This window comes from Kibdelosporangium banguiense, from assembly GCF_017876405.1.
Lineage (GTDB): Bacteria > Actinomycetota > Actinomycetes > Mycobacteriales > Pseudonocardiaceae > Kibdelosporangium > Kibdelosporangium banguiense.
Genome location: NZ_JAGINW010000001.1, coordinates 471,426 through 497,632 on the forward strand (window position 1 = coordinate 471,426; position 26,207 = coordinate 497,632).

At 65.2% G+C, this 26,207-nt stretch carries 28 protein-coding genes; 14 read left to right on the forward strand and 14 right to left on the reverse strand.

Annotation, left to right across the window (positions count from 1 at the left end):
• Positions 1–2: 2 nt before the first annotated feature.
• Genes JOF56_RS02190 through JOF56_RS02200 form a run of 3 tightly spaced genes read right to left on the reverse strand, consistent with a single transcriptional unit; the run spans position 3 to position 1,813 of the window.
• Positions 3–1,061, reverse strand: a complete 1,059-nt coding sequence (locus JOF56_RS02190; RefSeq protein ID WP_209633861.1) for an ATP-dependent DNA ligase — start codon at positions 1,059–1,061, stop codon at positions 3–5.
• 39 nt (positions 1,062–1,100) lie between these two features.
• Entirely contained in the window at positions 1,101–1,430 is a 330-nt protein-coding gene (crcB, locus tag JOF56_RS02195; RefSeq protein WP_209633863.1) for a fluoride efflux transporter CrcB, read from the reverse strand.
• Positions 1,427–1,813 (reverse strand): fluoride efflux transporter FluC, encoded by a 387-nt coding sequence (locus tag JOF56_RS02200; RefSeq protein WP_307854882.1) that lies wholly within the window; start codon positions 1,811–1,813, stop codon positions 1,427–1,429. Before JOF56_RS02200 ends, crcB begins: the two co-directional genes overlap by 4 nt.
• Before the next feature lie 149 nt (positions 1,814–1,962).
• Here JOF56_RS02200 and JOF56_RS02205 point away from each other — a divergent pair, with 149 nt between their 5' ends.
• On the forward strand, positions 1,963–2,598 hold the full coding sequence (locus JOF56_RS02205) for a TetR/AcrR family transcriptional regulator (protein WP_209633864.1): 636 nt from the start codon (positions 1,963–1,965) through the stop codon (positions 2,596–2,598).
• Positions 2,595–3,455 carry an amidohydrolase family protein gene (locus JOF56_RS02210; protein WP_209633866.1) on the forward strand — a complete coding sequence of 287 codons (861 nt, stop codon included), beginning with the start codon at positions 2,595–2,597 and terminating at the stop codon, positions 3,453–3,455. The genes JOF56_RS02205 and JOF56_RS02210 overlap by 4 nt, the downstream gene beginning before the upstream one ends.
• 11 nt (positions 3,456–3,466) lie before the next feature.
• On the opposite strand, the gene JOF56_RS02215 is transcribed toward JOF56_RS02210, so the two are convergent.
• Entirely contained in the window at positions 3,467–4,450 is a 984-nt protein-coding gene (locus tag JOF56_RS02215) for a Gfo/Idh/MocA family protein (RefSeq protein ID WP_209633869.1), read from the reverse strand.
• Positions 4,451–4,550: 100 nt separating this feature from the next.
• Here JOF56_RS02215 and JOF56_RS02220 point away from each other — a divergent pair, with 100 nt between their 5' ends.
• Both JOF56_RS02220 and JOF56_RS02225 read left to right on the forward strand, forming a co-directional pair.
• Positions 4,551–5,000 carry a helix-turn-helix domain-containing protein gene (locus JOF56_RS02220; protein ID WP_209633871.1) on the forward strand — a complete coding sequence of 150 codons (450 nt, stop codon included), beginning with the start codon at positions 4,551–4,553 and terminating at the stop codon, positions 4,998–5,000.
• The gene (locus JOF56_RS02225) at positions 5,000–5,551 is read left to right on the forward strand and encodes a hypothetical protein (protein ID WP_209633873.1); all 552 of its coding nucleotides are present in this window, start codon (positions 5,000–5,002) and stop codon (positions 5,549–5,551) included. Before JOF56_RS02220 ends, JOF56_RS02225 begins: the two co-directional genes overlap by 1 nt.
• Positions 5,552–5,611: 60 nt before the next feature.
• On the opposite strand, the gene JOF56_RS02230 is transcribed toward JOF56_RS02225, so the two are convergent.
• Both JOF56_RS02230 and JOF56_RS02235 read right to left on the reverse strand, forming a co-directional pair.
• Positions 5,612–7,153: an alpha/beta fold hydrolase gene (locus JOF56_RS02230; protein WP_209633875.1), complete on the reverse strand. Its 1,542-nt coding sequence runs from the start codon at positions 7,151–7,153 to the stop codon at positions 5,612–5,614.
• 165 nt (positions 7,154–7,318) lie between these two features.
• A complete protein-coding gene (locus JOF56_RS02235; RefSeq protein ID WP_307854883.1) occupies positions 7,319–8,761 on the reverse strand; it encodes a cellulase family glycosylhydrolase in 1,443 nt (480 codons plus the stop codon).
• A 215-nt stretch (positions 8,762–8,976) separates the two neighbouring features.
• On the opposite strand from JOF56_RS02235, the gene moaA reads away from it, so the two are divergent.
• Entirely contained in the window at positions 8,977–10,008 is a 1,032-nt protein-coding gene (gene moaA / locus JOF56_RS02240; RefSeq protein ID WP_209633877.1) for a GTP 3',8-cyclase MoaA, read from the forward strand.
• Position 10,009: 1 nt separating this feature from the next.
• Positions 10,010–10,486: a cyclic pyranopterin monophosphate synthase MoaC gene (gene moaC / locus JOF56_RS02245; RefSeq protein ID WP_209633879.1), complete on the forward strand. Its 477-nt coding sequence runs from the start codon at positions 10,010–10,012 to the stop codon at positions 10,484–10,486.
• A 6-nt stretch (positions 10,487–10,492) separates the two neighbouring features.
• Here moaC and JOF56_RS02250 read toward each other — a convergent pair whose 3' ends face one another.
• On the reverse strand, positions 10,493–12,424 hold the full coding sequence (locus tag JOF56_RS02250) for an MFS transporter (protein ID WP_209633881.1): 1,932 nt from the start codon (positions 12,422–12,424) through the stop codon (positions 10,493–10,495).
• 334 nt (positions 12,425–12,758) lie between these two features.
• On the opposite strand from JOF56_RS02250, the gene JOF56_RS02255 reads away from it, so the two are divergent.
• Both JOF56_RS02255 and JOF56_RS02260 read left to right on the forward strand, forming a co-directional pair.
• Positions 12,759–13,271: a DinB family protein gene (locus JOF56_RS02255; RefSeq protein ID WP_307854884.1), complete on the forward strand. Its 513-nt coding sequence runs from the start codon at positions 12,759–12,761 to the stop codon at positions 13,269–13,271.
• Positions 13,272–13,735: 464 nt separating this feature from the next.
• On the forward strand, positions 13,736–14,140 hold the full coding sequence (locus JOF56_RS02260) for a DUF5313 family protein (protein WP_209633885.1): 405 nt from the start codon (positions 13,736–13,738) through the stop codon (positions 14,138–14,140).
• 322 nt (positions 14,141–14,462) lie between these two features.
• Here the strand turns inward: JOF56_RS02260 and JOF56_RS02265 are convergent, their stop codons facing one another.
• Entirely contained in the window at positions 14,463–14,861 is a 399-nt protein-coding gene (locus tag JOF56_RS02265) for a nuclear transport factor 2 family protein (RefSeq protein WP_209633887.1), read from the reverse strand.
• Positions 14,862–15,038: 177 nt separating this feature from the next.
• Here JOF56_RS02265 and JOF56_RS02270 point away from each other — a divergent pair, with 177 nt between their 5' ends.
• A complete protein-coding gene (locus JOF56_RS02270; protein WP_245378120.1) occupies positions 15,039–15,605 on the forward strand; it encodes an HdeD family acid-resistance protein in 567 nt (188 codons plus the stop codon).
• Position 15,606: 1 nt separating this feature from the next.
• On the opposite strand, the gene JOF56_RS02275 is transcribed toward JOF56_RS02270, so the two are convergent.
• The 5 genes from JOF56_RS02275 to JOF56_RS02295 form a co-directional block, all read right to left on the reverse strand.
• A complete protein-coding gene (locus JOF56_RS02275) occupies positions 15,607–16,245 on the reverse strand; it encodes a sensor histidine kinase (protein ID WP_209633889.1) in 639 nt (212 codons plus the stop codon).
• Positions 16,246–16,248: 3 nt separating this feature from the next.
• Positions 16,249–16,911: a response regulator gene (locus JOF56_RS02280; protein WP_209633890.1), complete on the reverse strand. Its 663-nt coding sequence runs from the start codon at positions 16,909–16,911 to the stop codon at positions 16,249–16,251.
• Positions 16,912–17,012: 101 nt separating this feature from the next.
• Positions 17,013–17,654 (reverse strand): response regulator transcription factor, encoded by a 642-nt coding sequence (locus JOF56_RS02285; RefSeq protein ID WP_209633892.1) that lies wholly within the window; start codon positions 17,652–17,654, stop codon positions 17,013–17,015.
• Complete coding sequence (locus tag JOF56_RS02290; protein ID WP_209633894.1) at positions 17,651–18,760, reverse strand: hypothetical protein; 1,110 nt, start codon at positions 18,758–18,760, stop codon at positions 17,651–17,653. Before JOF56_RS02290 ends, JOF56_RS02285 begins: the two co-directional genes overlap by 4 nt.
• A complete protein-coding gene (locus JOF56_RS02295; protein ID WP_209633896.1) occupies positions 18,747–19,877 on the reverse strand; it encodes a sensor histidine kinase in 1,131 nt (376 codons plus the stop codon). The genes JOF56_RS02290 and JOF56_RS02295 overlap by 14 nt, the downstream gene beginning before the upstream one ends.
• 279 nt (positions 19,878–20,156) lie before the next feature.
• On the opposite strand from JOF56_RS02295, the gene JOF56_RS02300 reads away from it, so the two are divergent.
• The 5 genes from JOF56_RS02300 (at position 20,157) to JOF56_RS02320 (ending at position 24,839) form a co-directional block, all read left to right on the forward strand.
• On the forward strand, positions 20,157–20,927 hold the full coding sequence (locus JOF56_RS02300) for a DeoR/GlpR family DNA-binding transcription regulator (RefSeq protein WP_209633898.1): 771 nt from the start codon (positions 20,157–20,159) through the stop codon (positions 20,925–20,927).
• Positions 20,928–20,939: 12 nt separating this feature from the next.
• Positions 20,940–21,296, forward strand: a complete 357-nt coding sequence (locus JOF56_RS02305; protein ID WP_245378121.1) for a DUF4406 domain-containing protein — start codon at positions 20,940–20,942, stop codon at positions 21,294–21,296.
• Between the two features lie 103 nt (positions 21,297–21,399).
• Positions 21,400–21,900 carry an ester cyclase gene (locus tag JOF56_RS02310; protein ID WP_209633900.1) on the forward strand — a complete coding sequence of 167 codons (501 nt, stop codon included), beginning with the start codon at positions 21,400–21,402 and terminating at the stop codon, positions 21,898–21,900.
• 330 nt (positions 21,901–22,230) lie between these two features.
• Complete coding sequence (locus JOF56_RS02315; RefSeq protein WP_209633902.1) at positions 22,231–22,899, forward strand: response regulator; 669 nt, start codon at positions 22,231–22,233, stop codon at positions 22,897–22,899.
• Between the two features lie 173 nt (positions 22,900–23,072).
• Complete coding sequence (locus JOF56_RS02320) at positions 23,073–24,839, forward strand: IS1634 family transposase (protein ID WP_209633904.1); 1,767 nt, start codon at positions 23,073–23,075, stop codon at positions 24,837–24,839.
• Positions 24,840–24,895: 56 nt separating this feature from the next.
• Here JOF56_RS02320 and JOF56_RS02325 read toward each other — a convergent pair whose 3' ends face one another.
• Complete coding sequence (locus JOF56_RS02325; protein WP_209633906.1) at positions 24,896–26,047, reverse strand: DUF222 domain-containing protein; 1,152 nt, start codon at positions 26,045–26,047, stop codon at positions 24,896–24,898.
• Positions 26,048–26,207 lie beyond the last annotated feature (160 nt).

Here is a 26,207-nt window from a genome sequence, read left to right on the forward strand (position 1 = left end):
ATCTAATCGAACAAAGTCCTGAGCTCGGCCGGGGCGACCTGGTCAAGCTGGGCGTATGTGCACGATTCGGGCGTCCGGTCGGGCCGGAACCGCACCAGCCTGCTGCCGTGCCGGAACCGTCGGCCCTGCACGTGCTCGTAGCGCACCTCGGCGACCCACTCGATCCGCAGCGGTTCCCAAGACAGGTCCTTGCCCACCGCCCATCGGCTGTACGCACCGGGAATCCGCTGCTCAGCGTGCGCTTCGGCCCATTTCTGCCACGGATGCCCCTCGAGTGCGTTCTCACGCAGCGGCGCCAACTCGGTGACCAGTTCGCGACGACGCGCGGCGGTGAAACTGGTGGCCACGCCCACGTGATGCAGGACCCCTGCCTCATCGTGCAGTCCTAGGAGCAAAGAACCCACAGTCTCGCCGTCTTTGTGCCATCGGAACCCAGCGACCACGCAGTCGGCCGTGCGCTCGTGCTTGACCTTCCACATCACACGCTTGTCAGGTTCGTACGGCTGGTCGGTCGGCTTGGCCATCACCCCGTCGAATCCGGCGCCTTCGAACCGGGTGAACCAGTCCTCGGCGACGTCCGGATCGGTTGTCACCGGCGTGAGATGCACTCGCGCGAGCGCGTCGTCCAGCACGCTTTCCAGCAAGCGCCTGCGCTCACTGAACGGCTCATCCATCAGCGATCGGTCACCGAGCGCGAGCAGATCGAACGCGACAAAGCTGGCCGGGGTCTCCTCAGCCAGCTTGCGCACGCGCGACGCTGCCGGGTGCAACCGCAGCTGCAGCGCCTCGAAATCCAGCCCGGTCTCGCTGACGATCACGATCTCACCGTCCACTACGCACCGTTGCGGCAAGGCTTCGCGCAGCAACTCGGCCAGTTCCGGGAAGTACCGGGTCAGTGGCCGGTCGTTGCGTGAACCCAGCTCGATCTCGTCGCCGTCCCGGAACACGATGCACCGGAACCCGTCCCATTTCGGCTCGAAACTCAGGCCCGGCGTGCGCGGCACCACGTGCACAGCCTTGGCCAGCATCGGTTTCACCGGTGGCATCACGGGCAGGTCCATGCCCGCATACTAAGACCTGTTCCGGGAATCCACTCTGGACTAACCCACCCAGAACCCCAGCGCCGCCGCGCCAAGCCCCAGCACCACACTCAGTACAAGGTTCAACGCCGCGCGCATGTAGTTCTTGCGCTCGATGAGCTGGAGCGTTTCGTAGCTGAACGTGCTGTATGTCGTCAGCGCGCCGCAGAATCCGGTTCCTGCCAAGGCGTACGCCGGACTGCCCGACGCCGCGCCGGCCAGCACACCGAGGATGAAAGACCCCGCGATGTTGACCACGAACGTGCCCCACGGCATCGGAAACGCCCGGCTCACCAGATACCGCAGCGGCGCGCCGACCATCGCCCCCACGAACACCAGGACCGCTGTCATGGCCGCCTCGCCAGGCGCCTGACCAGCCACACTCCGGCCGCCGCGGCCGGCACGGCCGCGATCAACGTCCCCGCCAGATACACGAAAGCCGTGACGCTGGGAAACAGCTCCACGCTCTCCACCGCGTAGGTGGAGAAAGTCGTGAACCCGCCCAGCACGCCGACCCCCAGAAACGGCCGGATCAGCCGATGTGCCCGCATCACCTCGGTGGCCAGCACCATGAGCACGCCGATCAGAAAGCAGCCGAGCACGTTGATACCGAAAGTCCCCCACGGAAAACGACCCGGAACAGTCGGCAGCAGTAGACCGGCCCCATACCGGGCAAGCGTGCCCAGACCGCCGCCCAACGAGACAGCGGCCACCACCGGAAGCTCGGAACGCACCGGCCCACCCTAACCGTCCTTTCCCGACAGAACCTTTCCGTGTGCCCTCACCACCGCTTGGGCGAGGCGCGGCAATCCTTCTATCAATCGATCGATTGACTGGTGGGTTACCCTGATTCGAGGCACATCGGGTCGATGGAGGAGCGCGAGTGTCGAGTCTCGGCAGGATCCAGCGGACCGCCGTACGGCTGTTCGCGGACCATGGTTTCGCGGCCACCGGTATCCGGGAGATCAGCCGCGGCGCGGGCCTGAACTCGGCGACGCTCTACCACTACGCGGGCGGCAAGGAAGAACTGCTGGTCACGGTGATGCGCGACTGCCTGCACGAGATTCTCCGCGCGGGAAGGGAAGCGCTTGCACCGACCGAGGATCCTGCTGTCCAACTGGTGCGGCTGGTGCGTGCGCATGTCGCGGTCGAGGCGATCAATCCGTTGACCGCGAAGGTCACCGACCGGGAAGTGCACTCCCTCACCGGTGACAACCACACCGAGATCCTCGCGATCCGCCACGAGTACGAAGGCCTGTTCCGGGATGTGTTGCGGCGCGGCGCGAAGCAGCAGTTCCACATCACCGACTTGTCCATCACCAGGCTTGCCGTGATGGAGATGTGCAATGGCGTCGCGAACTGGTACCGGCCGGGCGGCCGGTTGACGGTGGCCGGTTTACAGGACCGGTTCGCCGAACTGGCGTGCCGGATGGTGGGCTCCCGCCCGGTGGACCGCACGGAGTACGAGCCGGGAGTGGTCGTTCCACGCCTGGAGTCCGAACCCGAGGAGGACGCATGAGGATCGTCGATGCCCGTGTCCGCCTGCCACAGCACCTGCGCCCGCAACAGAGTTACGACTCCCCCGCGCTCCAGACCGAGCAGTACGACCGGGTCCTGCAACTCAGCGACAAGGTCAACGCCGGCACACTCCCGAATCTGCTGGAGACAATGCGGGCCGAGAACATCGCCCACGCGGTGATGCACGCCGAGACGGAGACCGCCGAGCCCGCCGGACGACTCAACGAGTCACTCGTCAAAGTCATCGCCGATCACCCGAACAGGTTCACCGGTATCGGCACAGTCGACACAAAACCGTTGCGCCCCAGTGTGATGGCCCGCCAGGTCGCCGGCATCGCGAACCTCGGGCTACGCGGTGTCAGCCTGCAGCCGGCGTTCATCGGCCTCGATATCGACGATCGCCTGCTGTATCCGGTCTATGCCCGCGCCGAGGAACTCGGCCTGGTGGTCGCACTGCACACCGGAGTCACCTATTCCAGAATGCATCCGATCCGCCACGAACGCCCTGAACTGCTCGACCAGGTCGCGTGCGACTTCCCCGATCTGAAGCTGATCGCCTGTCACGCGGGCTGGCCGTGGGTCACGGAATTCTGCGCGGTGGCCCGTCGTCACCCCACCGTGTATCTGGAATTCGGTGGCCTGGCGCCGAAGTACGTCGCCAGGCCGGGCACCGGCTGGGACACGTTGTTCACGATGATGCCCAACGTCCTGAAAGACCAGGTGCTGTACGGCACGGACTGGCCGGTCATGGCCCCGCGACGGGCCCTGGCCGAATGGCGTGCCTCCGGCCTGCCCGATCCCGCGCTGGAAGCCCTGTTCGGCGGCAACGCGACCCGGTTGTTCGCACTGGCACCATGATTCCGGCCGGACTATTCAGTGGGTGACCGGGGTTTGAGACCTGCGGCGATGTAGATCTTGTCGATGACCGCCATGTTCGCGACGGAATCAGCGGGCGGCGTCAGCGTCGGTTCGTCCCGCAACACCGCCGCCGCGAACGCGTCCAACTGGTATGCGTAAGTGGGCCGTTTGTCGAACCGTTCGACCCGTTTGTGCCCGTCGGTCACGACCGTCAGCCGGTGCCAGACCTGAGGCGCGATCGGATTTGTGAGACTCAGCAGCCCGGCCGAGCCGTAAACAGACGCAGACACACGCAAAAGCGAACTGGACCACATCGAACATGACACGTTTGCCGGGTATGTGCCGTCGAACACCAGCTCGGCCTGCATCGCGCGGTCCACATTCGGCTTGTGCAGCTTGGCTTTCGCCGACATCACCTCGGGTTCACTGCCGGCCAGTGACCGCACGAGGTGGACGGGATAACATCCGGCGTCCATCTGTGCGCCACCGGCGAGACTGAGGTTGTACCGGATGTCGGAGAATTTCGGCAGGGGGAACGCCAGCGCGGCGTCGATCCGTTCTATCGTCCCGAGTTCGCCGCTGCGCATGATCTCGACCGCCCGTTTGACCATCGGGTGGTACCGGTAATGGAACGCCTCCATCACGACCAGGCCGCTGCTCTCGGCCGCATCGGCGACCGCCTGCGCTTCGACCACGTTGGCAGTGAAGGGTTTCTCGCACAACACGTGTTTCCCCGCGGCCAGTGCGGCCATCGTCCAGCGGCCGTGCAGACCGTTGGGCAACGGGTTGTACACCGCGTCGATCGACGGGTCGGCGATCAGTTCGTCGTACCCGTCGTGCACGGTCGGAATGTCGTGTTTGGCAGCGAATTCATGTGCTTTGGCAGTGTCACGCGCCGCCACGGCCGTAACCTGGACCTCCGGCGAAGTCTTCGCCGGGCTGATCAACGCGGCCGGTGCGATCCTCGCCGCGCCGAGAATTCCGATCCGGAGCATGAAGGCGATCATGTCATGACCTGTCCACAGACTGGTGTCAGACGGCTTCGGCCCCTAGGCTTTCACAGCAGTCACCCTCGCCGCTTTAGGAGTACCTCGGATGTCTGACCAGGTGAGCAACCGGTTGGCCGAGAAACTGAACCACCTGTTCGAAACGGTCCGGCCGCACGCCGGCCACGAGTACAGCAACGAGCAGGTGGCCGCGGCCATCTCGGCGAATGGTGTGACCATCTCGCAGAGCTACATCTGGCAGCTGCGCAAAGCCAAGAAGGACAACCCGACACTGCGCCATCTGCAGGCACTGTCGGACTTCTTCGGCGTGCCTGCCGCGTACTTCTTCGACGACGACGTCACCGACCGCGTCAACCGGCAGCTCTCGGCGCTCAAGGCCGAGCAGGACCGGCTGACCAGGATCGCGGGCAGTACCGACGTCCAGCTGATGGCGATGCGCGCGGGCGAGCTCTCGGCCAAGGGCCGCAAGCAGGTGATGGATCTGCTGGACGTGGTCTACCAGCTGGAACAGACCAAACGCCAGCCGAGGGACCAGTGATGCGGGAACGCGAGCTGCGCAAACGCTGCCGCGACATGTTGCGGCAGCTGGACATCCGCCCGCCGCTGGAGGTCGCCGAGCTGTGCCGCCGGGTCGGCGCGCAACGCGGTCGGCCGATCAACCTGGTGGCGCACCCGATTCCGGTTCCCGGGCCGTTCGGCGTCTGGATCGCCACCGACCGCGCCGACTACATCCTGTACCAGCTGCAGACCTCGAAATCCCACCAGGACCACATCATCCTGCACGAGCTGGGCCATGTTCTGGCCGGTCACCACAGCGATGAAGAAGACGATGCCCTGCTCGGCGAGCTGTATCCGGACGTCGCCCCGGAGGCGTTGCGCGCGCAGTATCCGGACCTTTCGCCCGACGCTGTGCGCCGTGCGCTGCGGCGATCGTCGTACGACACCGAGCAGGAACGGGAAGCCGAAACCGTTGCCACGATCATCCTGGAATGGGCGTCGGTACTTGACCGGGTAAGCTCGCGCGGCTCGACAGCGAAAACCGCGCAGCGGATGGAGAACGCGCTCGCCGACCGGATCGGCTGGCTGTAAGGACCACGCACGTGACTCGGCGGGCAGGCGACCCCGCCGAGTCACGTGTTGCTATCTCGACTAACGAGCCCAGCCCGGAATGCCTGGCTTGGGCCCAGCCGGACGCTGGGTCTGCTCAGCGCTGAGAGCCGCGGTCGCAGGCGGTTCCACGGCCTCGCACCGGGCGCCGTCCTTGGGCGCCTTGAGCGTGGCCAGGTAGTTGTCGATCTGGACCGTGGTGCACTCGCTGCGGCCGTACACGCCGTGACCCCAGCCTTCGTAGGTCAGCAGCACAGTGGTGTCCCTGGACTGCCGGTGTGCGTTGACAGCCCACGCGTACGCCGTCGCCGGGTCGTACAACGAGTTCAGCATCAGGATCTCCGGCGCGTTGTCGATGTCCAGCCGGTGCTGCGGGTTGTTGACCTTCTCCGGCAGGCCGGTGCACGCGGTGATCGCGGTGTGGCCCAACGAACCGCCCCGCATGTGCGGTGCCAGCGCGTTCTCGGTGGCCTCCAACGCCTTGTACTCGCCGAAGCTGCGGATCGGCAGGCTCCAGTCGCCACAGAACGCCGCCTGGAACACGAACCCGACTTCCTGATCGGCGGCGAAGGCCGGCTTTCCGACCGGCTTCTGGGAGTCGAGCGCGACCACGAAATCGGTCAGCGGCTTGAAGTCCGGGCCGTAGAACGCGCCGAACGCCTGGTTGATGATGTCGCGAGCGGTCACCTTGACCGTCGGGTCGCTGGGATCGGTCACCTCACCGCGATCTGCCTTGGCGAGCAGGCCATCCCATACCTTGGCGACGTCCTTGCCGTGCAGCGCACAGGAAACCGTGCGGTCACACCACTTCACCCACTCGTTGAACGAGCTCTCCGCGGAGGCCGCCTCGGTCGTGGCGAAACCCCATGTGCCCAGGCTGTGGTCCATGTTGCTGTCGATGACCATCGCCCGGATCTTGTCGCCGTACCGCTCGGCGTACTGCTGGCCCATCAGCGTGCCGTACGACACGCCGTAATAGTTGATCTTCTTCTCGCCCAGGGAACGCCGGATCGCGTCCATGTCCTGGATGGTCGCGCCGGTGTCGGCGTGGTCGGCGATCGGGCCGCTGCGCTTGCGGCAGTCGTCGCGCAGCTCCCGGTTGAACTTGGTCATCGCGTCGAATTCGGCCTGGTTGGCCGGATAGGTGGTCGGAGCCTTGTTCAGCAGCTCCAGCGAGCACTTCACCGGCTGGCTGCGCGCGACACCACGCGGGTCCCAGCCGATGATGTCGAAGCGCGACTGGATGTCGGCGCTGAAGTAGTTCTTGGCCGAAAGGGCGAAATTGACGCCAGATCCACCCGGTCCACCCGGGTTGATCAGCATGATCCCGGCTCGCTTGGCCGGATCGGTCGCCTTGCGGCGAGCCACTGCGAGGTCGAACTTCTCCCCTGACGGCTTGCGGTGGTCGATCGGCAGACGCAGTGTGCCGCAGTCGGCAGTAGCGTCCTCAGGACATGGTTTCCAGTCGATGGCCGCGACTTGAACAGCCTCGATCTCCGCTGCTTGAGCGCTTGTCAGCCCGGCACTGAGCACCAGAGCACCGCTGACGAGCGCAACCCCGAACGCGCGCGTGATCGCTTGCAAGAGTTGTCCCTCCCAATCCTGTTGGAGGCAACCGACCCTGCCAACACGCGCCGTGCACGGCTACCGACTCAGGTATGACCTGCCCCTGAATTCCTGAATCATTGCCCCTAAGGGGAAGCCCCGTGAGCGTGGTGGCGCTCACGGGGCTTCGGAGGGGTGCGCCAGTCAGCTTGGGAAGTTGTCCGGGCTACGGACGCGGTCGCGCACCCACACACCAGCGGGCTTGAGCGGGCCTGTGCCGGTGAAGTTGTTGCCGGAGCAGGTTCCCTCCTTGAACACCGCGCCGGAGCGCTCGTCGTCGGAGAAGTTCCAGTTCGTCCAGCCGATCTTCTTGCTGGCCATCAGGTCGATGTACCGCTGCGACATGGTGAAGTCGTTGCCGCCGTCACCACTGGAGGTCTGCGTGCCGAACTCGGTCACGAAAACCGGGACGCGGTCGGCGATCCGGGACAACGCGTTGAGATAGCTGTCCTTGTGCGAGGCCGCGTAGAAGTGGAACGTGTACATGAAGTTGGTGGCGTTGATCGGGTTGTTGAAGACCTCGGTCTCGCTCTTGCCGTCGGAGATACCGAAGGTCGACCAGCCGTGCGTGCCGACGAACACCACACCGTCAGGATCCTGCGCGCGGATCACCGGGATCATTTCCTCGGCGTAGCGCTTGACATTGGCCCAGCTGACCCCGTTGGGCTCGTTGGCGATGTCGTAGATGATGTTCTTCTTGTCCTTGTGCCGCTGGGCGATCTCGGTGAAGAACGTCTTGGCCCGCGCGGTGTTGTAGTTCGGGTCGCCCGGCGACAGCTGGTGCCAGTCGACCAGGGCGTACATGCCGCGCTTGGTGGCTTCCTCGATGTAGCCGTGCACCAGGTCGGTGAACTTGCGCGGGTTGGTCTGATAGCCGCCTTCCTGGATGTACATCGAGATCCGGAAGATGTCGGCGTTCCAGTCGTTGGCCAGCGCGTCCAGCGAAGCGGTCTTGATGCACTGGGCGTACCACTGGATTCCGTGCGTGCTCATGCCGCGCAGCTGGATCGGCTGGTTGCGCTCGTTGCAGAGTTTGGTGCCGCAGACATGCAGCTGGCCGTTGATCTCCACCGGAGTGCCGGTCGGAGGCGGGTTTCCGGTGGTGGAGTCGACCGTCAGCGAGTCCGCGTTCGGCCCGCCGTTGGCGGTGGTCGCGGTCGTGCGGATCACGTTGTCGCCGGCGGCGAGCGTCACGTTGGTGGTGACGGACTGCCAGCTCGTCCAGGCGCCGGTGCCGGGGAAGGCCAGGTTCGAGACCCCTGGATTGCCGTTGATGGTGACGTTCACCGGCCGGTTCGCCGTGGTTCCGTTGGCGTACCGGAACGTCAGCGAGTGCGTGCCCGCTTGTGCGGCGTTGACCGTGTATTCGACGTAGCTGCCGGTCACGTTGTCGAAGTTGACGAACCCGGTGCCGGTGAAGCCCGCGTGGTTGGACTCGACCACGCCTTGGGAGATCGTCGCGTTCTCCGACTGGTACGTCACCGGCGCGGCGGACGCGGTCTGCGGAACGCTGAACACGGCCCCGGCTATCGCTGTCGTTATCAGCGCCGGGCTGAGGGCCGCTGCGACCCATCTTGATCGTGCCACTTGTGCCTCCTGCAGGGTTTGGGGGCGGCGGCGTCTGCTGGGTAGGTTGTCTGCCGGTAAATGAATAGGAAAGTTTCCTAACAGTAAGCAGGATCACACCACCTGCCAGCGCTGCTTGTCAATCGGCAACCGGGAACGCCGGACATGCCTTAATTGAGTGGTCTAGACAAATGAATGATCGCGCTCACGGCCGCGCGGGAGTGTTAGCCTCGGGTGTGGACGGCTCTCCAGTCGATGTGTTCGGCCGCCCGATGGGCGCGCTGCGGATATCGCTCACCGACAGGTGCAACCTGCGGTGCCGGTACTGCATGCCTGAGGAGGAGTACGCCTGGTTACCGCGGCAGGACCTGCTGACGTTCGAGGAGATCGAGCAGCTCACCGAGGTCTTCGTCTCACTGGGCGCCGACAAGGTCCGGCTCACCGGCGGCGAACCACTGCTGCGGCGGGACGTGCCGGAACTCGTCCGGCGGCTGTCGGGCCTGCCGGGCGTCAAGGACCTCGCGATGACGACCAACGGCGTCCTGCTCGCGCGGCACGCCGAGTCACTACGCGAGGCCGGGCTGCACCGCCTGACCATCAGCCTGGACACCCTGCGGCCGGACCGGTTCACCTCGATGACCAGGCGCGGCACGCACGGCGAGGTGCTGGCCGGGATCAACGCGGCCGTGGCCACCGGGCTGACCGACCTGAAGATCGACACCGTGGTGCTGCGCGGCTTCAACTCCGACGAACTGGCCGAGTTGATCGAGTTCGGCAAGTCGGTGTCGGCGGAGGTCCGGTTCATCGAGTATATGGACGTCGGCGGCGCCACCGGATGGACACCGGAAAAAGTCTTCTCCCGGGCGGAAATTCTGGAAACCCTTTCGCAGGAATACGGTTCCTGTGAAGAACTTCGCAAGAACGATACGGCACCCGCGGATCGTTTCCGGTTGCCGGACGGAACTGTTTTCGGCATCATCTCGTCGACCACTCAGCCGTTTTGCGCGACTTGTGACCGCAGCCGGCTGACCGCCGACGGGATGTGGCTGCGTTGCCTGTACGCGATGACCGGAACAGATCTGCGGACCCCGCTGCGGTCGGGTGCGTCCCACGACGAACTGCGCGATCTGATCACCGGGGTCTGGCAGCAGCGACGTGACCGCGGCGCCGTGGAAAGGGTGTCCGAACGTGCCAACGGGCAGGTGTTCGTGAGCCTGGAAAGCCTGAAACGCGACCCACACCTGGAAATGCACACCCGCGGAGGATGAAATGTCGCTGACCCACCTTGACTCAGCGGGCCGGGCGCGAATGGTCGACGTGGGCGGCAAGCCGGTGACCGCCCGGCGCGCGGTCGCTTCCGGTGCCGTGGTCATGAAGCCGGAAACGCTGGCGCTGATCACGTCCGGCGGCATCGCCAAAGGCGACGTCCTCGCCGCCGCCCGGATCGCCGGGATCATGGCCGCCAAGAAGACCGGCGAACTGATCCCCCTCTGCCATCCCCTCGGCCTCGACAGCGTCGAGGTCAACCTGGACCCCACCGGCCCAGGCACCCTGACAATCACCGCCACAGCCTCGGTGACAGGCAAAACCGGCGTCGAGATGGAAGCCCTGACCGCGGTAAGCGTCGCAGCCCTGACGGTCTACGACATGTGCAAGGCCGCCGACAAGGAAATGACCATCGGCGACATCAGACTGGAGGCCAAGTCCGGCGGCCGCAGCGGTGACTACCGCCGCGCCGCCGACTGACCGATCTCAACCCTCCTGATTGGCCGTTTCAGCAGGCAGGGCAACCGGACGCACCGGCCCCACCATAGGTTGGCGCGGCAACGGAATCGAGGCATCGACCACCGCGGTGACCCGCACCCCATTGGCCAGAGGCACGAAGTCGGACTCCGGCTCAGTCTCATCCATCCCGGTGATGCGGACCCCATTGGCCAGAAGAATCAGATCCAGCTCCAACTGAACAGGCTCCATCTCACCGGTGACCCGCACCCCGTTCGTCGCAGGCACCAAGTCCGACTCCGGCCCCGTGTCAGCCGATGGCGTAACCCGTACCCCATTGGACAGATCCGGCTCCGTGACCTCTGAATCCCCTGCCCCATCGGACAGATGCGCCCGACCCGACTCCGACTCACCCGTGACAGCTGCCCGCACACCATTCGACACAGGACTCAAGTCCGGCTCCGGCTCATCCGTCGCCGTGACCCGCACGCCATTCGTCAGCTGGACCAGCTCCGACTTGATCGATTCCAGGTCGTCCACCGCGGCGACCCAGACACCGCTGACCGGCTGGGTCACGTCAGGATCAGGCATTGCCTTGACCCGGAAGCCATTCGTCGGCTGGGCCTCGAGGTGCGCCGTGACCCGTACACCGTTCGTCGGATGCGCCGGTTCCGGCCTGACCGACTCCCAATCGCCGTTCGCGGTAACCCGTACGCCGTTGTTCAAGGGTTCCGGCTTGGCTTGTGCGGTAACGCGAACCCCGTTGTTCAGGTGCGTCAAGTCGGGCTTCGGCTTGGCCGGCTCCAGCTCGGCCAGCGGCCTCGGTGCCACCACAATCGGCCTGGCCGCCCGCACGCCGGACCAGACTTGTCCACAGAGGACAACCAAAGCCATGATCAGCGGTAGTTCCCAGCTGCCGGTGGCACTGTGCACCAGGCCGCAGGCCAGCGCACCCGCCCCGGCGAGGAAGTAGCCCAGTCCCTGGACCATCCCGGACAGTGCGGTCGTGATATCCGGATTCCCGGCCGCCCGAGCGGAAATCGTGGTCAGCGCCATCGCGAGACCGCCCATGCCAAGGCCGAGCCCGGTCGACCACAGCCACGGCATGACCGCAGGCGCGACCAGCAGGCCGACTACGCCAACCCCGTTCAGCGCCGCCAGCAGAACGACCAAAATGCCTGGTCTGCGCATCCTGTGGACACCGAACGGAACCAGCCACATCATCGGCAGGCCCATCGCCATCGAGAGCGCCAGGCAGAATCCGGCGTACCCCGCCGAGATCCCGGCATCCCGCAAAATCGCAGGCAGCCAGCCCATGATCAGGAACGTCAGGGTGGAGACCAGTCCGAAATAGAGGGTCAGGTGCCAGGCCACACGGGAATGAAACAGCTGCCGCGGGCTCAACGCACGGGCCATGATGACCATGCTGGACCGCGGCGCGCGCTGCCACACCTGGAGGGTCACCAAGGCGAGCAATGCCCAGCCCGCCAAGGCGAACTGCCACGAGAACGCGGCGACCAAAGTGGGCGTGACCAGCGCACCTATCGTGCTGCCCGTGCCGAGCGCCAGCGTGAAACTCGCTTTGGTACGCGAGGATGCCGGCTGCACCAGGACAGGAAGGACTGTTCCGACCACGGCGATCGCCAGGCAGGCCATCGCGGTGCCGGCCAGCAGCACGTCAGGACCGCTTTGCACCCGGACGATCAGGGAAATCCCGAGAATCACCAAGGCCCACGAGACCGCGCGGTGGATGCCGATCCGGGCTCTCAACCAGGGAGTTATCCATCCTCCGAATCCGCTGGCCCACAAAGGCAATGCGACAAGAACCGCACCTACCGCCGCGGTCATTCCAGGTGCCAGCGAGACGTCCTCGAGGGCGGCTCCGAGACTGGTCACGGCGGGTCTGAGGTTGAGGGCCAGCACGAAGACGATCGCAGTGCTGACGGGTGCCGTCTGTTTCATCGCCTCCCCCTTTCATTTGGGGTGTGCGTAACCCAGGGCCGTCGCCCTTGTGGGGCGACCGGTCCCAGGTCACGAAAAGGGAAAAGGGGTTCTAGCTATGCGAGTGAATGACTCAATTCCGGGTGATCCGGCAAAGGCGGTATCGACGCTTCCCATCCCAGACTCTTCATGCGAGCCTCCCTCTGGGCGCGCACGGTGGGCTCCCCGCGAACCGGCACCGGCGACGACCGCCTAAGAAAAAGAGTCGCTGTTGCCAGGGGGAGCGTCAATCGCCCTTTTGGGCGTGCCGTAGGCTATCCCCGTGGCGAACACCAGTTCGAGAGAATCCGTTGAAGTGCAGAAACGTTCCTGGCCGTCGGAAGACGCCGTAGACGAACTTCAGCTGCTGTTCGAGTTTCTGACTTTCCTGCGTGTCACAGTCGTGAACAAGGCGGCCGGATTGGACCGGTCCAAAGCGGTCCGAACACCGTGGCCGACATCTCCGAAGATGAGCATCCTGGGCGTCATCCAGCACTTGACCGCGGTGGAACGATGGTGGATCTCCAAGGTCGGAGGCGGGTCCGACCTGCCCACGCTGTGGTGGGACGACGGTGGCGCACCGGACTCGGACTTCGAGGTCGCGCCAGACGCAACACCGGCGAGCGTGGTCTCGGCATATCAGCGGGAATGGGCCCTGTCGGCCTCGGCGCTGACCGGAATGACCGCTTCCGACAAAGCGAAACTGAAGTTCCGGGATCAGGACCGCACGGTTCGCTGGATATTGACGCACGTCGTCCAGGAGACCGCCCGGCATGTGGGACACCTTGACGTACTCCGCGAGTTCGCCGACGGGCAGGTCGGCGAATAACACCGGGGTGACCGCCACCGGCGACGCCTCTTTGTCCTGGGCGGCCGACGATTTCGGCCACTTCGTACACGCCCGGCGGCCGGCGTGTTACGACCTGACTCGGTGTCGGAAATCCGAGCCGCGTCGCCGAACAGCCGGCCGTTGCGGGCCCGTGACGAAGGTCATTCGACGGCCGGGCAGCCCTGCAGCCGGGTAGCGTTGCCGCAACGTTACCTTTTGGCCTGGCCCACCGGTACTGACAGATTACTTGGAGCTTTCCACAAGCGGAACAATTTCGACTGACGGAATCGGCAGGACGTCGCACGACTACGGCTTGCAGGCAGGCAACGTTCATTGTCCGGCTTTCCATCCCTTTGACACCAACATGATCACCGTGACGCAGGTCGCAAGCAGCGTAGGCGCACACTAGAGCCAGGCGACGCTGTTTACTAGGACGTGTCGCCCCGGCACGGAGGTGGTACCCCATGGCTGTGAAACGGCCGAACCCTTTGCTATGGCTCTGGTACGCGGTGGGCGGCAAACTGCCCGACCGCTACCGCGAATGGGTACTGCACGACGCCACAGCGCCCACTTGGCTGGTCCGGCACGTCATCAGACGCCTGGTGTTCATGCTGCCGATCCTGGCGGCGCTCTACGTGCTGCTGGCCGTGATCCTGGACTTCTCCCCGACCATAGTTCTGCTCGGCCTGGCGCTGGGCGTCTACGCGGGCGTCTACTACTCCCTGATCTTCAGCACCCACAGCGTGGACAGCCGGGTGACCCGCCACGGATTCCCCGACGAATACGCCTCCCAAGTCCGCCACGCCCTGAAGGAAGCGGAGAAACAGCGCTACAACGCAACCTGGCGCGACGGCCAGACCCCCTCATGACCCATCAGTGAGCGCACCAACCACCCCACCAGCCCACTAAACCCTTCCCCCTCACCCGATCGAGCGCTCCCACCCTCAACACCCCATTCCTGTCAGACCCCATCAGTAGGCTGGATGTCAGGGGGCCGACGGCCGCCCAAGATCACTTACCCGGCAGCCGGCCCATGCGCCACAACCACTTTCGCCAGGCTCGGCAGGCCCACACGCTGTGAGCCCGCCGAGCGACTGCCCGGTCAAAGTCAGCTGCCCCAAGGCTCCTGCATCGCCAACCTAGTTGTCGCGTGCCCAGACGCCTTGCCACCCAACGGAATCCGCAGACCCACTAGGCCGCTTCAACCGCCGCCGCGAACGCTCGATGGTCGTGAAAGTCCCGCGAGTGCACGATCAGGCCGTCCCGCACACGGACCACCAGGATGTTGGCCGTCCGGAAGCCCTTGCCAGTCTTGGGCATCCGGACCTCGTAGTCATATTCGACGACCACAACTTCAGGGTCGTCGGTCTGACGGATCACCAGATTGTGTGCGCTCAGCTCGAACGGCCGCACGTACGCACCCATGAACCGTTCATGAAGCACCGCGCGCCCCTCAATACGCGAAGGCCCTGACTCCGCGTACGGATGCTCGACCACCGCATCCTCGGCATACAGCTGGGCCAACTCATCCCAGGCTCCGCCAGAGAGCCCTTTGATCAACTTCTCGACCACTTCCCGCGGACTGGTCACTCCATCACTCCTCACAACCGGAATCATCCCTCCGCTAAAACTATACGGACCCATGATTCCGCTTGTCCACTGAATAGGCGCCGTCAGAGAGCCGCCGGCGGATTTTTACCGCCGAGCCACTGTGCATACCCGGTCACGTGGGGTGACAATGTCCGCAAATCACCAGGAGGTGCGACCATGAGCAGCGTTGATCCGAACCCTTCGATGCTCGTCATCGACCTGCGGCGAGCGTGGGGCGTGGTGGTCCTCCGCGGGAGCCTGGCGGTGTTGTTCGGTGTGTTCGCCCTGGTGTGGCCAGGCATCACCGCCGTGGCACTCGCCCTGGTCTTCGGTGTCTACGTACTGGTCGACGGCGTCGGCCTGCTGATGGACGCCTTCCGCAACCCGGACAAGTCCAACCGAGGCATGCGCGTCTTCGGCGGAGTCCTCGGCATCGCAGCGGGCCTCATCGCGATCGTGTGGCCCGGCATCACCGCCGCGGCGCTCGCGATCCTGGTCGGAGCCTGGGCCCTGGTCACCGGCATCGCCGAAATCGCCGCCGCGATCCGCCTGCGCAAGCAGATCCAGGGCGAGCTCCTACTCGGCCTGGCCGGCCTGCTCTCGGCGGTCTTCGGCGTCCTGGTGCTGCTGTGGCCCGCCCTGGGAGCCGCCGCGATCGCGTCGTTCATCGGGGTGTTCTCGCTGATCTACGGCGTGGTCCTGATCGCGCTCGGCCTGCGGCTGCGCAAACTCGCCAGCCCCTGAACTATCTGGGCACCCACAGAGTCACCCGGGTACCGCCACCGGGCCGGGAAACGATGTCGGCATGGCCGCCGACCTGCCCGAGCCGGCCGATGATGGACTCCTTGATCCCGAAGCCCCGCGTCTGCTGGCTCATATCGAAGCCCACCCCGTGGTCCCTCGTAGTCACCGCGATCCCACCATCGCGCTCCTCCACCCGGACCGTCACCTGCGTGGTCTGCCCATGCTTCAACGTGTTGCGCAGGGCCTCCCTGGTCGCCTCACGGACGGCCTTGCGCCTCGCGTCAGACAACCCGTCGTCGATATCCGCCATCACGAGCTGAGCCCTCAGCCCGTCGCGCGCCATATCCGTGGCCATGGCGGCGAGCTCGTCAATGAGCCGCCCACCCGCCTGCTCGTCAAAACCACGGCGCAACGCGGCGGCCTGGGCCCTGGCGATGTTCCGGAACTCCGCGAGTTTCGCCTTCGCGTCGATCGAATCCGAGGGCGTACGCATCGCCATGGCTTCCAGCGCTTGCAGGACGGTGTCGTGGATGTACCGGTTGAGCTCCCGACGCTCCGCCACACGACCACGCCGCACGCCGGTCATATAGGCGACAACGCCGACAAACCCGGCTGACAGCACCGCGACCAGGATCTCCATCGCTCACACCGGCATGGTCTGCGCGACCGGGTGCACGTACGCAACGCCCTTCTCAATCGCGTACCTGGTCAGCTCAGGGCGCCTCCGCTGCCCTGTCTTGTCCCGGATCCGGTCCAGATACGAGCGGACCGTCCGGATGCTGATGTCCAAGGCCTCCGCGATGTCCTGGTCCCGCTCCCCGGCCGCGACCAACGAGAGCACCTGCCGCTCACGCATGGACAGCTCGATCGCCAGGCCGTTGTCCCGGCCCGGGAGAGCGTCCAGAACGTGCGCAGCCAGCATCGGGCTGACATAACTGTTGCCACCCGCGATTCGCCGCACCGCGTGCACTATCTCGGAGCCGTCGGAATCCTTCGACATGTATCCGCTCGCCCCAGCAGCCATGGCACCCAGCACCTCGGTCCGCCCGGAGTACGCTGAGAGCACCAGAACCCGGTACCCCATGCTGACCACCTCGACGACTGCGGACGCGCCTTGCACCCCAGGAAGCCGCAGGTCAAGCACGACGACCCCGGACTGGCTCTGGCGGTGGGCCGCGAACTGAGCGACCGACCCCGCGACCGCGTCCAGCTCAAGATCCGGCTCGTCCGCCAGCAGCTGCGCGACCGCTGCACGGTACAACGGATGGTCCTCGATCACGCCGACCGGGATCCCGCTGGCGGCCATGGATCTCCTCCCCATTGGATCGCTGACCTGCAGGGTAGGCCGTCTGCCGAGGAGAGGTTGACAGTCAATCGCCCCTCATGGCTCACCGGCGGTGCCAGGGGTCACAGCTCGTCGACTCGGACAATCCCGTCCTGGATCGCCCGCGCGACCAACGCGGCCTTCGTCGGCGCCTCCCGGCCGACGTTGGCGTACTTCACCCGGACCCGGTCGAGGTAGCCGTTGACAGTGCTCACGGTGAGGTTCAGTTTCTGAGCCACCATCTCCTTGGACTCACAGTGGAACCATTCAAGGAGTACGTCGATCTGCCGCTGCGTGAGCTTCGGCCGGTTCGCACGCGTATCCGTGCCAAGCGCCCCGGACAGAGCCGGCGGCGTGTACGGGGTGTTGCTCGCGGCGGCCTGGATCGCCGCGACGAGGTGGTCCTCGCCTTCGGCCTTCGTGAGATACGTGAAGGCCCCGATATCCAGGCAGGTCAGTGCCGTCTCACGGTCCTCCCGCATCGTGTAGACGACCACCTGGCGTCCGGCGTCGACCAGCCGCTTGAGATCGCCGTACGCCGGACCGGTGATGTCCAGCTGTAAGTCGAGCACGACGACATCGGCCCGATCGCCCGGATCCAGCCACGCCACGGACACGCTCGCCCCTGAGTCCAGCACCTCGATCGGCGGTTCGGCGGCCTGGCACCACGCCCGTACCCCCGCGACCACAGCAGGATGGTCGTCCACCACCACGATGCTCGTCATCCGCGGCCCCTCCAGGTCGCCTGCACCCACAACCGATCCCCAGTCACCACGGTGGAAGTGGTGATCTCTTCGTTGTCCACCGTCGGTACGGCATACGGCACGGCCTCAGCGACAACGCTCACGGTCACCTCTTCGCCCGCGCCCACAACAGTGAGCCGGACATCACCACGAGCCGTGGCGAGCACCGCGACAGCAGGCTCGGTGAGCAGCCGGCGCATCGCCATGGGCACAGACGGCCGATCGCCCCGCTCCGAGAACCGTACCGAGACCCCGTTTCGCTCAGCCAGGCCGACACACGCCATCAGTTCGTCCACCAACGGATCAGGCCCCACGGAGGCGTCCCCGAAGAGCCTCCGCATCCGCGCAGCCTCAATCGCACACACCCGCCGCACCGACTCGTCACCCGGATCGAGCGCACCAGACGCCAACCCAGCCAACAGAGGCGCCGTTGTCTCACCCAGCGCGGCGTACCGATCCTTGCGGTCGGCGTGCAGTTGGTCCGCGACTGCCTCACCGGTCCGCACCTGCTCCTCCTCACGAGCCACTTGGGCCACGAAGAGAGCCACCCGCCGCAACGCATTGGCGAACAAAATGACCGCCACCTGGAAAGCCGAGGTGATGACCGTGGTGTTCACCGCGCCAGCGAACGTGACATCAGCCGGCCCATCAAAGATCGCGAGAGCGAACGCAGGCAGGTAGTGCGCCGCCAGTAGCCCAGCGAACAGGCTCGCGTGACGATCCAGCGCCAGCAGAACCAACGGCCACCCAACGACACCACCCGACCAATGCGCCGTCCCCAAGCGATCGACCGGAGCAACAGTCAGCGTCGCCACAACGGAGGCAACAAGCACAATAGCGATCAGCGGCCAACGCCAATGCCGCAGCACCCGGTCGAACGCCCCCAGCACCGGGACGATAGTGAGCACGGCCATCACCAGCACCTGAACCTGGACCGGCCGGTAGGAATCCCAATTGGCCAGCAGCTTCGGCAGCTCAAGTCCATACAGGACCACGAGACTGATCACCGCCGAGCTCCACCGCAGCCCGTGCATGTACTTCATCGCGACGTTCTCGGCGTGGCCGACGCCATACTCAGGCGCGTTCATCGGGCCACTCCAGAACAATCTCGGTACCCAGCCCAGGGGCGCTCTTCACCACAGCACGACCACCCATCCGGCCCATCCGCTCAACAAGCGAGCCAGTCACGCCGTACCCATGCCCCGCAGTCAGCGCCGGATCGAACCCCTTGCCCTGGTCTCGGACACGCACCACGACCAGGCCCTCATCACGACACACCGCGACGTCTGCAGCGTCCACACCCGCGTGCCTCACCACGTTGGTCAACGCCTCACGTGCACCACGGCACAACGCCACAGCCACGACGGCGGGCATCGTCACCGCCCCAGGCAGGTCCCAACCGATCCGCAGCGGGACATGCTCGACAACATGGCGCAGCATCGGGACCAGATCGACTTCGCCGTCGGCCGGGTCGGTGTGCCCGCTAATGACCTCGAGGTCACGGGTGGCCTGCTCAGCGAGCCATGTCTCAGGACGACTCGCAACCCCGGCTCCGACCATCAGCAACGTGGCCGACGCGGTGTCATGCAACGCCGCCAAGTACTCCCGCTCGTCCGCCCGCCGCGCCGTCGCCACCGCAGCCTCACGCCGAACGTGCTCACCACGCGCAAACTGACGGTCAGCAGTCCGCCCACCGTGCCGCACCAACAGATAGAGGCCCCTGCCGAGAGCCGCCTCGACTGCGATCCACGACCCGATGGGCACTACGAAGGTCCAGTCCTGCAGGTTCGCAACCACACCGCCGGTGAGATACGCGGCCAAGATCACCACAGTAGCCACAGCACCGATCAAGGCGGACGCATAGAACTGGTACGCGACCACGATGATCGAGGCGGCAACAAGCGCCCAGCTCACCCGATCGACCCGCATCTCCGGCGCCGCGGTCCACACCTGAGCCAGACAGACACCCACGACCACAACCAGGTCCGCGGCCAGAAGCAAGTGGCTCCGCCGACGGACCATGAGAACAGCGAAGATCACGTTCCAGGCGTTGAACCCCAGAACAACCAGGCCCGCGAGCACAGGTTCACGCGGCTCGGCAGTGAACAGAGAAGTCAGACTCGACAACGCGATAACGACGGTACGGATGACAACGGCATAGAACAGCCCAAGCCGGTTGAGTTCCCGTTCCGCCGGTCCTGTCATGGGCAGCGAACCTGTCCGCCACCATGCAGCGGACACCCTCGCAGACACGCCAGCAGCCTCTGGCCGCCTCTGCTCGCCACTCTCACCCGCTCATCCTAGTGACGCTGGTGATTAAGTCACCGCACCCTCGGCCACGACGGCGACATCAAGCCGCCAAGCCGTCCCTTCCCAGGACGGAGCCCAAATCGAGGTCCACCCAAAGCAACAGGCACCGGCATCCAGCCTCGCCTATCAAACAAAGATCTATCAAAGTTCACATCGCGATGATAGAAATGAGCCATGGCTATAGCCGACCGGCTCGACCTCACGTTGCGCCTGGTGCGCGGAGCAGACCGGATATCGCTGAACGAGCTGGCCGACCGGCTGGGCGTCTCACTGATGACGGTCCGCCGCGACTTGGACGAACTCCAGGCACAAGGCTTGGTCCAACGGGTCCGCGGTGGTGCAGTCTCCCTGGCCACTCCAGCCGAGGAAGCCGGATTCACAGCGCGCGAACCCTGGCAAGCGGCCACAAAGCAACGGATAGGCGCAGCTGCAGCCGACCTCATCCAGCCAGGTCAGACAATCTTGCTGGACGCGGGAACCACCGCAGTGGCCCTCGCGGGAAGCCTGGCCGCCCGAGCACCTCTGACCGTCGCAGTGCTCAGCCTACAAGCAGCGGAGCGGCTCGCCGACAAACCAGGCATCAGGCTGCTGATCATGGGCGGAGAATCACGGCCAGGCGAGCGCAGCCTGGTCGGCCATCTGACGCTGCGCATGCTGCAGGAACTCTGGTTCGACTGCTTCCTCATGTCGATCGGTGCCGTACACCAGGAACTCGGCTGGTCAGAGTTCTCCATGGAGGACGCGACAGTCAAGCAACAAGCCCTGTGCCGCGCGGACCAGACCATCGTGGTCGCCGACTCAACCAAGCTCGGCGTCCGGGCGTTCGCCCGCGTAGCCGGCCTCGCCGAGGTCGACAAGCTCGTGACCAACGATCCAGAACCGGGCTCAGGCCAGGAAACCCTGAACGATATCCGCGACGCCGGTGTCGACGTACTACTCGTCTGACAAGGAGCCTTGATGTCCCTGATGATCCTGGTCGCGGGCCCATACCGATCCGGCACCGACGACGATCCAGCCAAACTGGCCGCCAACGTCGCCGCGATGAACAAAGCCGCCCTTGAGTTGTTCCGTGCGGGCCACCTCCCGGTAACCGGCGAGTCCCTGGCTCTCCCATTGATCCAATTGGCCGGCTCAACAGAGATCGGTGACCCAGCGTTCGACGAGATCTTCCACCCCATCGCCCGCCAACTGCTGTCCCGCTGCGACGCCGTCCTACGAATCGGCGGCCCCTCCTCAGGCGCAGACGAGATGGTCGCCCAGGCCGAAGCCGAGGGAAAACCAGTCTTCACCAATCTCACGCAAGTCCCCGCATAAAGTTGCGCGCACAACCAGAATCTCCTTCAGTACGCAGACTACGTAGCCAGTTCCGTAGTGCCACGGATACGCCGAATGGCGCACTCGGAGCAGGATTTCCAGCATGAGCGATCGGTCTGGGGCCAACCCGCGCTACAAGAACCTCGTCCTCGCCCTCAACCACGCCTTCAACACAGGAGACCTGTCCGGCGTGGACGAGCTGCTCACGCCAGACTTCGCCGAACGGGACATGCCTCCCGGCCCGGAGGGCTACAAAACGGCGGTCCGAAGGCTGCGGGCCGCACTGGACGAGCCCCGCTCCGAGGTACTCGGCCTCGTCGCCGAAGGATCAACAGTGGTACTCAGGGTCCGGCTGACCGGCGTACACATCGGCGAAATCGTTGGCGTGGCTCCCACACGGCGCCAGGTCAACGTCGAGCAGATCCACTTCTACGAGGGCCGCGACGGCCGGCTGGCCACCCACCACTACATCCGCAACGACCTCGCTCTGCTCGACCAACTCGGCGTGCGGTCCGACCTCACCTTGATCGTGAACCCCAGACTGCCCCACGATCCCAAGCCAACCGCCACAAAATTCGCCACTATGGCTCGTTTCGCAGGCTAGCAACGTCGCAACCCACGTAGCTCGGCTCCGATCTCCTGCCCATGGCTCCCTGTCACAGTGATCATCGACAGGAGGCCGGGATACACTGGACCGCTGCCGAGGCGAGGGGCGGAACGACCAAGTGGCCATCCTTCAAGACGACCGCACAATCAACTCGTTCCCTGTTCGCCCGCCATGGGCGATCCGATCAGGAAGGCTTCCCGGTTGATCTGGGTGGCAGGCCCCTGGTTCCTAGGAGCTGCTTGACGCGATGATCCATAGATGCAAGCCATGTCAGTCCGTTCCACACTGGGTGCCAAACAGGATCCCGTCGACGCGGACGGAGGGCGCATGACATCGCTGTCTCAGGAGAAGGACCTGACGGTGGTCCTTGCAGACGACCACCCGGTCGTCCGTGGCGGGCTGAGGGCGCTGCTGTCCTCTGTGGAAGGAATCACTGTTGTCGCCGAGGCGACCAACGGCCGCGAGGCAGTAGACGAAACGGTGAAGCACCGGCCGGATGTCTTGCTTGTGGACCTCCAGATGCCTGACTTGAACGGAATCGCGGCCACCCGCGAGGTGCTGCAGTCCGCGCCTGAGGTCGCGGTGCTGGTCTTGACGATGTTCCACGACGACGAGTCTGTGGTGTCGGCGATGCGCGCCGGAGCGCGGGGGTACATCCTCAAAGGCGCTGGCCAAGAGGACATCGTGCGCGCGGTCCGAGGAGTCGCCGCGGGTGAAGCGATCTTCGGACAGAGCGTCGCGCACCGAGTGCTGGACCTGCTTGCCACCCCACGCACCGCAGAACCATTCCCGGATCTGACCAGCCGTGAGCGAGAGGTGCTGGATCTGGTCGCCGCAGGACTCGGCAATGCCGTGATCGCGCGGCAACTACACCTCGCGCCGAAGACAGTCAGCAATCACATCTCGGCGCTCTTCGCCAAACTGAGGGTCGTTGACCGAGCAGCTGCGATTGTGCGTGCACGTGAAGCTGGGCTAGGCCCGTTTTCCGCATCGTGACCGGATAGCGGGGTGGCTGCCTGTTGCTGGGATGGCTCCAGGCTGCGGGTTTGGGCCCGGAGCGGTCTCGACGAGAGAGTCGGACTGTTGTGACAAACTTGATGTATGAGGCCACCCGGATACGGCGTGTCGCAAGCCGATTCCGGCGCCAACTACGCTAGCGTTGTGACAACATGTACCCGAAGGTAAAGCGGGTTCGCCGCGGCGACCGCGTGTATGAGTACCTGGAACTGGTGGAAGGCCACCGGGTCGACGGCCAGGTGCGGCAGCGCGTTGTGGCAAAACTGGGCCGGTTGGACGAGCTGACCGCCACGGGCCGGTTGGAGCAGCTGGTAGCAGGCCTGGCCCGGCTGGACTCACCCCCGGTCGGCACCCGCCGCGAGGTCGGCCCGCTGCTACTGGTCACGCACTACCTGAACCGGCTGGGACTGACCGAGATCGTCGATGACACCGCCCCGATGCGGGGACGGGCCTCGGCCACCCACGGGGAGATCATCGCCGCGCTGGTCGCCAACCGGCTGTGCGGGCCGGCGCCGCTCTACGACGTGGCCGGATGGGCCACCTCCGCAGCGGTAGCCGAACTGATCGGCGTCCCGGCGTTGCTGCTCAACGACGACCGGCTCGGCCGGGCGCTGGAAGCGCTGGCACCGGTGGCCGAACAGGTCCGCTGCCAACTACTCCTCCGCGCGATCGAGACCTTCGCGGTGGCCGACGCCTCCCGGCTGCACCTGGATCTGACCGCGGTCCGGTTCGCCGGCCGGCACACCGATTCGGCGCTGGTGGCCAAGGGATGGGCCGCCGATCGCAGTTTCGGCCGGCAGGTCAAAACCCTGCAAGCAACCACGACAACCGGAGTATCGCTGTACTTCCGGCCGCACAAAGGCTCCGCCAACGAACTGCCCGCGTTCACCGCGGCCCTGGACGCACTGCGCGCCTGTCTGCCAGCCGGGCTGGTCGCGGTCGCCGACTCCGGCCTGGGCTACCTGACCACCCTGTGCGCGCTCGATACTGCGGCAACCCGGTTCGTGGTCCCGTTACGCGCCGACACCGGCTGGGCCCAGCGCTTCCGCGCCGACGCAGGCACCCTCGATGCCCTGGCCGAGCTCGATTACCGCTCCCAGCGCGAACAACACCTTCCCCCGGACCGTCGAACCGTCTACAAGGGACTACTACGGCCGTTCACAGTCACCGACCGCCAGACCGGGCAGCACCGGCTGCGCGTGGCCTACATCCACTCCAGCGAAGAAGCCGCCTCCGTTACCGAGGCACGCGAACGCACCCTGACCCACGCCGAAACCGCGCTGACCAGGATCCGCAACGGGCTCGGTGGCCGCTACTACAAGACGAAGACGCAGGTCGACACCCGTGTTGCGAAGATCATCGGACCGCACATCGCCGACCTGATCACCGTCACCACCGGACCCGCCCGTCACGGCAAACCCAGCATCCACTGGCAGCGCAACCACGACGCCATCACCGCCGCCGCCCAACTGGACGGGCTCTACGCCCTGGCCACCAACCTGCCCGACCCACCCAACCGTGAACTGACTGCACTGGACGTGCTCACCGTCTACAAAGACCAGTGGATCGTGGAACAACGCCACCGCGACCTCAAGCAAACACTCAAAGTCCGCCCCATCTTCCTGCACAACGACGACCGGATCGAAGCCCTCATCGCGATCATCGGGATCGCGCTGCTCATCTACGGGCTCATCGAAGCCGAACTCCGCCACGCCCTCGGCCCCGACACCCCACTACCCGGCCTGCTGCCCGAACACCGAGCCGCGATCCCCACCAGCCGAGCCGTCCTCACCGCCTTCCACGGCCTGCACCTGACCTACACCCCCACCGGCCCACACCTCGACCGCCTCACCCCTCCCCAACGCGCCATCCTCGCTCACCTCGACATCCCCCTGCCCTGGCCCGAAAAGACCAACTAACCCTTCGAACCTGACAGGCGCAGCCGCCCAACAGTGCGGAAAACGGGGCTAGGTCGTTAAGCAGCCGGCTCCTCAAGTCGCTCGACTGGCACTTGCCGGACGCATCCACTCGGTGTCACGAAGACGAAGTACCCAGGCACAGGCTGAGTGGTCAACCAACCGTTGGTACGCATACGCATCAGACGATGTCGCTTGCACAGCAGTCCGCAGTCGCGAGCGCAGGTCGAGGGGTCGGACTTGCACCGGGATACATGGACGACGTCGCACTTCCGGGCAGGGACAGCGCACCCCGGCTGGCGGCAAGTCCTGTCTCGTACCCGGATGACGTCACCGAAGCCAGTAGCGGGATGGCTGTCTCGGTCGACCTCCAGCAGATGGCCGAATTCGTCTGTCACGAGCCGGCGGAACGTGGCGTTCCCAGCCAACTCACGACACTGCTCGGCTGTGATCGGGCCGTACTCGGACAGTTCACCAGGATGCCTGTTCAAGCCGATCAACGTTGTCAGGGGAACGGTGACGTTCACATTGACGCGGACACGTTCCATGTCCTTGCCCAGAACCAGGTCTCGCAGTACGTCAGCCCTGCGCTGAGCCAAAGTCCTTGTGTCATCGGCGGTCTTTGCCAGATGAGCGAGATTGTCCAGCATGTTATAGGTCGCCTGCGTCTCATGCGCCGGGAACTTCGCGACGAGCTTCATGGAGCCGTCCTCTGCCTTGCGGGTCACGACATCGCGGTCCTCCAGTACCTGCTTTCGTTTTCGTTCAGCGGCTTCAGGGTCGACCTTCATCGCTTGGCGGCGTAGTGCACGCCGGTACTCCTTGCAGCTCGTGTGACGGCCGTGGCGCAGCACAGCTTGCTCAACCTTAGAGGCATCCTCGTTGCACAGTGGCTTTGTCACCTGCACGGTGGCTTTTGCCCGCGGCATGTCGATAATGCCTTCCTCCAAGGCAGTGACGGTTGCGGGCAGGCGGCGGACCATTTCTTCGGCTTCGATGAGCCGGTTTGTCGCAGCAGCAATGGAAAGACTGAGCACTGCGGCGATCTCTTCGTACGCGCCATCGGCCAGTTTGATACCGGCCCGGCCTGGCGGCCGGTACTCGGCGAACGTCGACAGAGCTCTGATTTGGACAGCGCTCCAGTAGGACTGCATCCGTTCTGCCAGGACGATCATCTTGAGGACTTGGGGTTCGGTGAGGTTGTTGGTCATGGGTTCGACCGTAGCCATTCGGAGTGGGTTTGTGGGGTTTTGGGCGGGACTTGTCCGTGCGAATGGGCCGTCCGCACGGAGTTGCCTGCTCAGCACCGAGAAAAATCACCCCGTCCATAGTCGTGGACGAGGTGATCTCCTGACCGATCACCGGCTGGGG